Below are 7,488 nucleotides of genomic sequence, written 5' to 3' on the forward strand. Positions count from 1 at the left end.
CCTCCTCGGAGGCGCGGGCCGTCGCCCGTACCCAAACCCTGATCAAGGGCGAGAACGGCATCGGTACGGTCCGCAGGACCACCCTCCCCGGGGGCCTGCGCATCGTCACCGAGACGCTGCCCTCGGTCCGCTCGGCGACCTTCGGCATCTGGGCCCACGTCGGCTCCCGCGACGAGACCCCGGCCCTGAACGGCGCCACCCACTACCTGGAGCACCTGCTCTTCAAGGGCACCTCCCGCCGGTCCGCCCTGGACATCTCCTCCGCCCTCGACGCCGTCGGCGGCGAGATGAACGCGTTCACGGCCAAGGAGTACACGTGTTACTACGCGCGCGTGCTCGACACCGACCTGCCGCTGGCCATCGACGTGGTGTGCGACATGCTGACCGGCTCGCTGATCCAGGAGGAGGACGTCGACGTCGAGCGCGGCGCCATCCTCGAAGAGATCGCGATGACCGAGGACGACCCGGGCGACTGCGTGCACGACCTGTTCGCGCACACCATGTTCGGCGACAACCCCCTCGGCCGCCCGGTCCTCGGCACGGTCGACACGGTCAACGCCCTCACCGCCGACCGCATCCGGCGCTTCTACAGGAAGCACTACGACCCGACCCACCTCGTGGTCGCCTGCGCCGGCAACGTCGATCACAACAAGGTCGTGCGTCAGGTCCGCGCCGCCTTCGAGAAGGCCGGTGCCTTCAAGGACCTCGACGCCGAGCCGATCGCCCCGCGCGGCGGCAGCCGTGCGCTGCGCACCGCGGGCCGGGTCGAACTCATCGGCCGCAAGACGGAGCAGGCGCACATCGTCCTCGGCATGCCGGGCCTGTCCCGCACCGACGAGCGGCGCTGGGCCCTCGGCGTGCTGAACACCGCCCTCGGCGGCGGCATGTCGTCCCGCCTCTTCCAGGAGGTCCGGGAGAAGCGGGGACTGGCCTACAGCGTGTACTCGTACACGTCCGGCTTCGCCGACTGCGGCCTGTTCGGCGTGTACGCGGGCTGCAGGCCCTCCCAGGTGCACGACGTGCTGAAGATCTGCCGCGACGAACTCGACCATGTCGCCGAGCACGGACTCCCCGACGACGAGATCGAGCGCGCCATCGGCCAGCTCCGGGGCTCCACCGTCCTCGGCCTCGAGGACACCGGCGCGCTGATGAACCGTATCGGCAAGAGCGAACTGTGCTGGGGCGAGCAGATGTCGGTCGACGACATGCTGGCCCGGATAGCCTCGGTGACCCCGGACGACGTCCGCTCGGTCGCCCGCGACGTCCTGGGACGGCGGCCCTCCTTGTCGGTCATCGGCCCACTCAAGGACAAGCAGGCGTCCCGCCTGCACGACGCCGTCGCCTGACCCACCCCGTAAGGAAGCAACAGACATGAGCAAGCTGCGCGTGGCGGTCCTCGGTGCCAGGGGCCGGATCGGCTCCGAGGCGGTACGGGCCGTCGAGGCCGCCGACGACATGGAGCTGGTGGCCGCCCTCGGCCGGGACGACAAGCTGGAGACCCTCGCCGAGAACGGCGCCCAGGTCGCCGTGGAGCTGACCACCCCCGCCTCGGTCATGGGCAACCTCGACTTCTGCGTGCGCCACGGCGTCCACGCGGTCGTCGGCACCACCGGCTGGACCGACGACCGCCTCGCGCAGCTGAAGGGCTGGCTCGACCAGTCCCCGGAGACGGGCGTGCTCATCGCACCGAACTTCTCCATCGGCGCCGTGCTCACCATGAAGTTCGCGCAGATCGCCGCCCCGTACTTCGAGTCCGTCGAGGTCGTCGAGCTGCACCATCCGAACAAGGTGGACGCCCCCAGCGGCACCGCCACGCGCACCGCCCAGCTCATCGCCGAGGCCCGCCGCCGGGCCGGCAGCGCACCCGCCCCGGACGCCACGACCACCGCCCTCGACGGCGCCCGCGGCGCCGACGTCGACGGGGTCCCGGTGCACGCGATCCGGCTGCGCGGACTCCTCGCCCACCAGGAGGTCCTGCTCGGCGGCGAGGGCGAGACCCTCACCGTCCGCCACGACTCCCTGCACCACAGCAGCTTCATGCCGGGCATCCTGCTCGGCGCCCGCCGCGTGGTGACCACTCCCGGCCTGACCTTCGGCCTGGAACACTTCCTCGACCTGAACTGAGCCCGAGCCGACCCCATGCGCGCGAAGATCTCCTACGCCATCACGGCCGCCGTCCTGGTCGTCTACTTCGTCCTGGTCGGCAGCCGTGGCGTGCTGCTCATCGAGGCCGGCACGCCCCTCACCGTCACCTTCGGCGTCGCGGTGCTGATCCTGCCGGTCATCGGTGTCTGGTTCCTGTGGAAGAACACCGAGTTCGTCCGCGACGCCAACCGGCTCGCCGCCCTGCTCGACGCCGAGGGCGGCCTGCCCGTCGACGAGCTGAAGCGCCTGCCCAGCGGCCGGGTCGACCGCGACTCGGCCGACGAGGTCTTCGCCCGCCGCAAGGCGGAGACGGAGGACGCCCCCGACGACTGGCGCAGCTGGTTCCGGCTCGCCGTCGCCTACCACGACGCCCGCGACACCCCCCGCGCCCGCAAGGCGATGCAGCGGGCGATCGCCCTGCACAAGACCTCTCACTGAGTGCGCGGAGGAACGCCGGGCCCGGGACCGCTCAGTCGCGCCGGTACTCGGCGGCCCACGCCTCCACGGTGTCGGCCGCCCGGTCGAAGGCCAGCTGGTCCCGCCCCAGGAAGTCCGCGTTGTGCGAGGTCAGCAGCGGCGCCGGCGACTCCGCCGAACGCCCCCGCCGGGCGAGGACCAGCGCCTGCCCCTGCACCGTCCGGGGCAGCCCCAGCCAGCGCACCGGCTGCTGCACCGTGCGCACGGAGACGACCTGCTCCCAGGACGTCGTACGCGTGGCCACGAAGGCCACATGACGCAGCCCCCGGGAGCTCACCCACACGCCCATGCGCAGCAGCCGCAGCGCGCCGGCCACGACGGCCAGTGCGATGGCGAAGACCGCCCCGGCGGACGCCGGCGTCGCCGTCGCCGCGATGATCACCGCCGCGAACAGCACGAACGACGCGAGCAGCAGCAGGAGCGCCGAAGCCCCCACCCGCCACGGTCCGGGACGGTACGGGCGCCGCCAGTTGTCCCGGTCGTCGTACGGCAGGGCGACATCGTCCGCCGTGTCGAAAGCGCGGTCGGCCGTCAGGAAGGGCAGGGGCACGACGGGTCCTCACTCGATCCATGCGTCAGTAGTGCCCGGTGAGGTTATCGATCCGTGCTGCCGGTCACCACCCTCGGGGGGCCGGATGGAGCCGGTGCCACGGCCGGGTGCGGCTCAGCGCCCCTCGGCCGCCTGTGACTGCTGTGTCTCCGGCCCCGAGGGATCGGAGGACAACGCCGGCATCCCGATGACCAGGGAGCCCACCAGCCCGGCCACGAGGGTGAGCCCCAGCAGCCAGCGCCCGGCCATCTGACCGACGGAGGCCCGCTCACGGGGCGGCGGGGTGACATTGCTGCGGAACCTGTCGGCCTCGGCGACAAAGGCGAACGGTACGGGTTCACGCCGACCGAACATCAGGGGTACGTCTCCTTCGGGGTCGAACGAATCGCTGTCACCAACACAGACGAACGACGGCCCCGAGAGGTGCCCGCTTTCACCGAATTCGCAGAAGTTCGCCGCCGTTCACCGCCGTATGTCGCCCCCGGCGCCGAAGGCCCGGTTGTCGGTGCCGCGCCGTAGAGTGGGCGCCGCCCGAGAGACGTGATGGAAGGACCCCCCGCGCCGTGACCGACACCCCCGCCGACGACCTCAAGCCCGGCTTCCGCAGCGATGTGACCGTCGAACTGGTCAAGCACACCGCGTCCGACGCCGACGTGCTGTTCGCCGCTCGTGTCTCGACCCTCGGCGAGCAGTCCCTGGACGAGCTGAACAAGGACCCCGAGCGCTCCAAGGGCCTGATCAACTACCTGATGCGGGACCGGCACGGCAGCCCCTTCGAGCACAACTCGATGACCTTCTTCATCAGTGCCCCGATCTTCGTCTTCCGCGAGTTCATGCGACACCGCGTGGGCTGGTCGTACAACGAGGAGTCGGGTCGCTACCGGGAGCTCCAGCCGGTCTTCTACGTCCCGGACGAGTCCCGCAAGCTGGTCCAGGAGGGCCGCCCCGGCAAGTACCGCTTCGTCGAGGGCACCCCGGCCCAGCAGGGGCTCGTCGGCCGCGCCATGGAGGACTCCTACCGGCAGGCGTACGAGGCGTACCAGGAGATGCTCGCCGCCGGCGTCGCCCGCGAGGTCGCCCGCGCGGTGCTCCCCGTCGGCCTGTACTCCTCGATGTACGCCACCTGCAACGCGCGCTCGCTGATGCACTTCCTCGGCCTGCGCACCCAGCACGAGCTGGCGAAGGTCCCGTCCTTCCCGCAGCGGGAGATCGAGATGGTCGGCGAGAAGATGGAGGCCGAATGGGCCCGTCTCATGCCGCTCACGTACGCCGCCTTCAACGCCAACGGGCGTGTGGCTCCTTAGAACCGCAGCTCACACAGGCGAGCACAGATGTACGGGTCGGCCGTGCGAGGTGTCCGTATTGCGGCATTTCGTGAAGTTCATCTAGCCTGATCAAACGGGCCCGGTACTGCCTGAACCCCCGAGCAGGCAGTACCGGGTCCCTCCTTTGCCCCACCTTGTCGACTCCCCCGAGGGAAGACCCCGACCTGAGCAACGAGTAGCGTGTAACCCATGGCTCCGACCTCCACTCCGCAGACCCCCTTCGGGCGGGTCCTCACCGCCATGGTCACGCCCTTCACGGCGGACGGCGCACTCGACCTCGACGGCGCACAGCGGCTCGCCACCCACCTGGTGGACGCAGGCAACGACGGCCTGATCATCAACGGCACCACCGGCGAGTCCCCCACCACCAGCGACGCGGAGAAATCGGATCTCGTACGGGCCATCGTGGCGGCGGTCGGCGACCGCGCCCAGGTCGTGGCCGGGGTCGGCACCAACGACACCCACCACAGCATCGAACTGGCCCGCGCCGCGGAGCGCGCCGGCGCGCACGGCCTCCTGGTGGTCACCCCGTACTACAACAAGCCCCCGCAGGAGGGCCTCTACCGGCACTTCACGGCCGTCGCCGACGCCACCGAACTGCCGGTGATGCTCTACGACATCCCCGGCCGCAGTGGCGTCCCGATCGGCACGGAGACGATCGTCCGCCTCGCCGAGCACCCGCGCATCGTCGCCAACAAGGACGCCAAGGGCGACCTCGGCCGCGCCGGCTGGGCCATCGCCCGCTCCGGCCTGGCCTGGTACTCCGGCGACGACATGCTGAACCTGCCCCTGCTCTCCATCGGAGCCGTCGGCTTCGTCTCGGTCGTCGGTCACCTCGTCACCCCCGAGCTGCGCGCCCTGGTCGAGGCGTACACCTCCGGAGACGTCCAGAAGGCCACCGAGATCCACCAGAAGCTGCTCCCCGTCTACACGGGCATGTTCCGCACCCAGGGCGTGATGACCACCAAGGCGGCGCTCGCCCTCAAGGGCCTCCCCGCCGGACCCCTGCGCGCCCCCATGGCCGAGTGCACGCCGGAAGAGATCGAGCAGCTCAAGATCGATCTTGCCGCCGGCGGGGTACAGCTCCAGTAATCAGACTTCGCGCGCCGGTCGCGCAGACGTACTTCACAACTGAATAAGCGGGCCACCGGTGCCCGCACTCCATACGACAACTGCTTCTGCACGAACGTCATGCGCGCCACGTGCCCCACCGGTACGTGGCGCGTGTGTTTGAGGAGAGTCTTTTGAGTCATCCGCATCCTGAACTCGGCGCGCCCCCACAGCTCCCCGCGGGCGGCCTGCGCGTCACACCGCTCGGCGGTCTCGGCGAGATCGGCCGGAACATGACGGTCTTCGAGTACGGAGGCCGCCTGCTGATCGTCGACTGTGGAGTGCTCTTCCCCGAGGAGGAGCAGCCGGGAATCGACCTGATCCTGCCGGACTTCTCGTCCATCCGGGACCGCCTCGACGACATCGAGGGCATCGTCCTCACCCACGGCCACGAGGACCACATCGGCGGCGTCCCCTTCCTCCTGCGTGAGAAGCCGGACATCCCCCTGATCGGCTCCAAGCTCACGCTCGCCCTCATCGAGGCGAAGCTCCAGGAGCACCGCATCCGTCCGTACACCCTCCAGGTGACGGAAGGGCAGCGCGAGCGCATCGGTCCCTTCGACTGCGAGTTCATCGCCGTCAACCACTCCATCCCCGACGCGCTCGCCGTGGCCATCCGCACGCCCGCCGGTATGGCCGTCCACACCGGCGACTTCAAGATGGACCAGCTCCCGCTGGACAACCGACTCACGGATCTGCACGCGTTCGCCAGGCTCAGCGAGGAAGGCATCGACCTTCTGCTCGCCGACTCCACGAACGCCGAGGTACCGGGCTTCGTCCCGCCCGAGCGCGACATCTCCAACGTCTTGCGCCAGGTCTTCGCCGGTGCCCGCAAGCGGATCATCGTGGCGAGCTTCGCCAGCCACGTCCACCGCATCCAGCAGATCCTGGACGCGGCGCACGAGTACGGCCGCCGGGTCGCCTTCGTCGGCCGCTCCATGGTCCGCAACATGGGCATCGCCCGCGACCTCGGTTACCTCAAGGTCCCGCCGGGCCTGGTCGTGGACGTCAAGACCCTGGACGACCTGCCGGACAGCGAAGTCGTCCTGGTCTGCACGGGCTCCCAGGGCGAACCGATGGCCGCCCTGTCCCGCATGGCCAACCGTGACCACCAGATCCGCATCGTCGACGGCGACACGGTGATTCTGGCGTCGTCGCTCATCCCCGGCAACGAGAACGCGGTCTACCGCGTGATCAACGGCCTGACCCGCTGGGGCGCCAACGTCATCCACAAGGGCAACGCCAAGGTCCACGTCTCGGGCCACGCCTCGGCCGGCGAGCTGCTGTACTTCTACAACATCTGCCGCCCGAAGAACCTGATGCCGGTCCACGGCGAATGGCGCCACCTGCGCGCCAACGCCGAGCTCGGCGCCCTGACCGGCGTCCCGCACGACCGCATCGTCATCGCCGAGGACGGCGTCGCCGTCGACCTCGTCGAGGGCAAGGCCAAGATCTCCGGCAAGGTCCAGGCGGGCTACGTCTACGTCGACGGTCTCTCCGTCGGGGACGTCGGCGAGCCGGCCCTCAAGGACCGCAAGATCCTCGGCGACGAGGGCATCATCTCGGTCTTTGTCGTCATGGACTCGTCCACCGGCAAGATCACAGGCGGCCCGCACGTCCAGGCCCGTGGGTCCGGCATCGAGGACTCCGCCTTCGGCGAGGTGATCCCGAAGATCACGGAGGTCCTGGAGCGCTCGGCCCAGGACGGAGTCGTCGAACCCCACCAGATGCAGCAGCTCATCCGCCGCACACTGGGCAAGTGGGTCTCCGACACCTACCGGCGCCGGCCGATGATCCTGCCCGTGGTGGTGGAAGTCTGACGGTCCACCGGACCGCACGCACGAGCGAACCTGGAGCGGGGCGCCTCGATTTGCATCGAGG

At 69.9% G+C, this 7,488-nt stretch carries 8 protein-coding genes; 6 read left to right on the top strand and 2 right to left on the bottom strand.

Translation table 11 applies throughout. The features are described from left to right. The 3 genes from ACFXAE_RS35900 to ACFXAE_RS35910 all read left to right on the top strand — a co-directional run. Positions 1-1,346: M16 family metallopeptidase (locus ACFXAE_RS35900; RefSeq protein ID WP_384723836.1), on the top strand; the 1,346-nt coding region annotated here is incomplete at its 5' end. Positions 1,347-1,371: 25 nt separating this feature from the next. Beyond that, positions 1,372-2,124: a 4-hydroxy-tetrahydrodipicolinate reductase gene (gene dapB, locus ACFXAE_RS35905; RefSeq protein ID WP_384723839.1), complete on the top strand. Its 753-nt coding sequence runs from the start codon at positions 1,372-1,374 to the stop codon at positions 2,122-2,124. A gap of 15 nt (positions 2,125-2,139) precedes the next feature. Then, positions 2,140-2,583: a hypothetical protein gene (locus tag ACFXAE_RS35910; RefSeq protein WP_030871707.1), complete on the top strand. Its 444-nt coding sequence runs from the start codon at positions 2,140-2,142 to the stop codon at positions 2,581-2,583. Between the two features lie 31 nt (positions 2,584-2,614). On the opposite strand, the gene ACFXAE_RS35915 is transcribed toward ACFXAE_RS35910, so the two are convergent. Together ACFXAE_RS35915 and ACFXAE_RS35920 are read right to left on the bottom strand one after the other, a co-directional pair. Continuing rightward, a complete protein-coding gene (locus ACFXAE_RS35915) occupies positions 2,615-3,172 on the bottom strand; it encodes a hypothetical protein (RefSeq protein ID WP_384723843.1) in 558 nt (185 codons plus the stop codon). 114 nt (positions 3,173-3,286) lie between these two features. Further along, a complete protein-coding gene (locus ACFXAE_RS35920; RefSeq protein ID WP_384723846.1) occupies positions 3,287-3,526 on the bottom strand; it encodes a hypothetical protein in 240 nt (79 codons plus the stop codon). Positions 3,527-3,735: 209 nt separating this feature from the next. Here ACFXAE_RS35920 and thyX point away from each other — a divergent pair, with 209 nt between their 5' ends. From thyX to ACFXAE_RS35935, 3 genes are all read left to right on the top strand, one after another. Continuing rightward, positions 3,736-4,476 (top strand): FAD-dependent thymidylate synthase, encoded by a 741-nt coding sequence (thyX, locus tag ACFXAE_RS35925; protein ID WP_384723848.1) that lies wholly within the window; start codon positions 3,736-3,738, stop codon positions 4,474-4,476. Between the two features lie 210 nt (positions 4,477-4,686). Then, positions 4,687-5,589 carry a 4-hydroxy-tetrahydrodipicolinate synthase gene (dapA, locus tag ACFXAE_RS35930; protein ID WP_384723851.1) on the top strand — a complete coding sequence of 301 codons (903 nt, stop codon included), beginning with the start codon at positions 4,687-4,689 and terminating at the stop codon, positions 5,587-5,589. Between the two features lie 152 nt (positions 5,590-5,741). Continuing rightward, positions 5,742-7,427: a ribonuclease J gene (locus ACFXAE_RS35935; RefSeq protein WP_384723854.1), complete on the top strand. Its 1,686-nt coding sequence runs from the start codon at positions 5,742-5,744 to the stop codon at positions 7,425-7,427. The last annotated feature ends 61 nt before the right edge of the window (positions 7,428-7,488 follow it).

The organism is Streptomyces sp. NPDC059454 (assembly GCF_042749965.1).
Classification (GTDB): Bacteria; Actinomycetota; Actinomycetes; order Streptomycetales; family Streptomycetaceae; genus Streptomyces.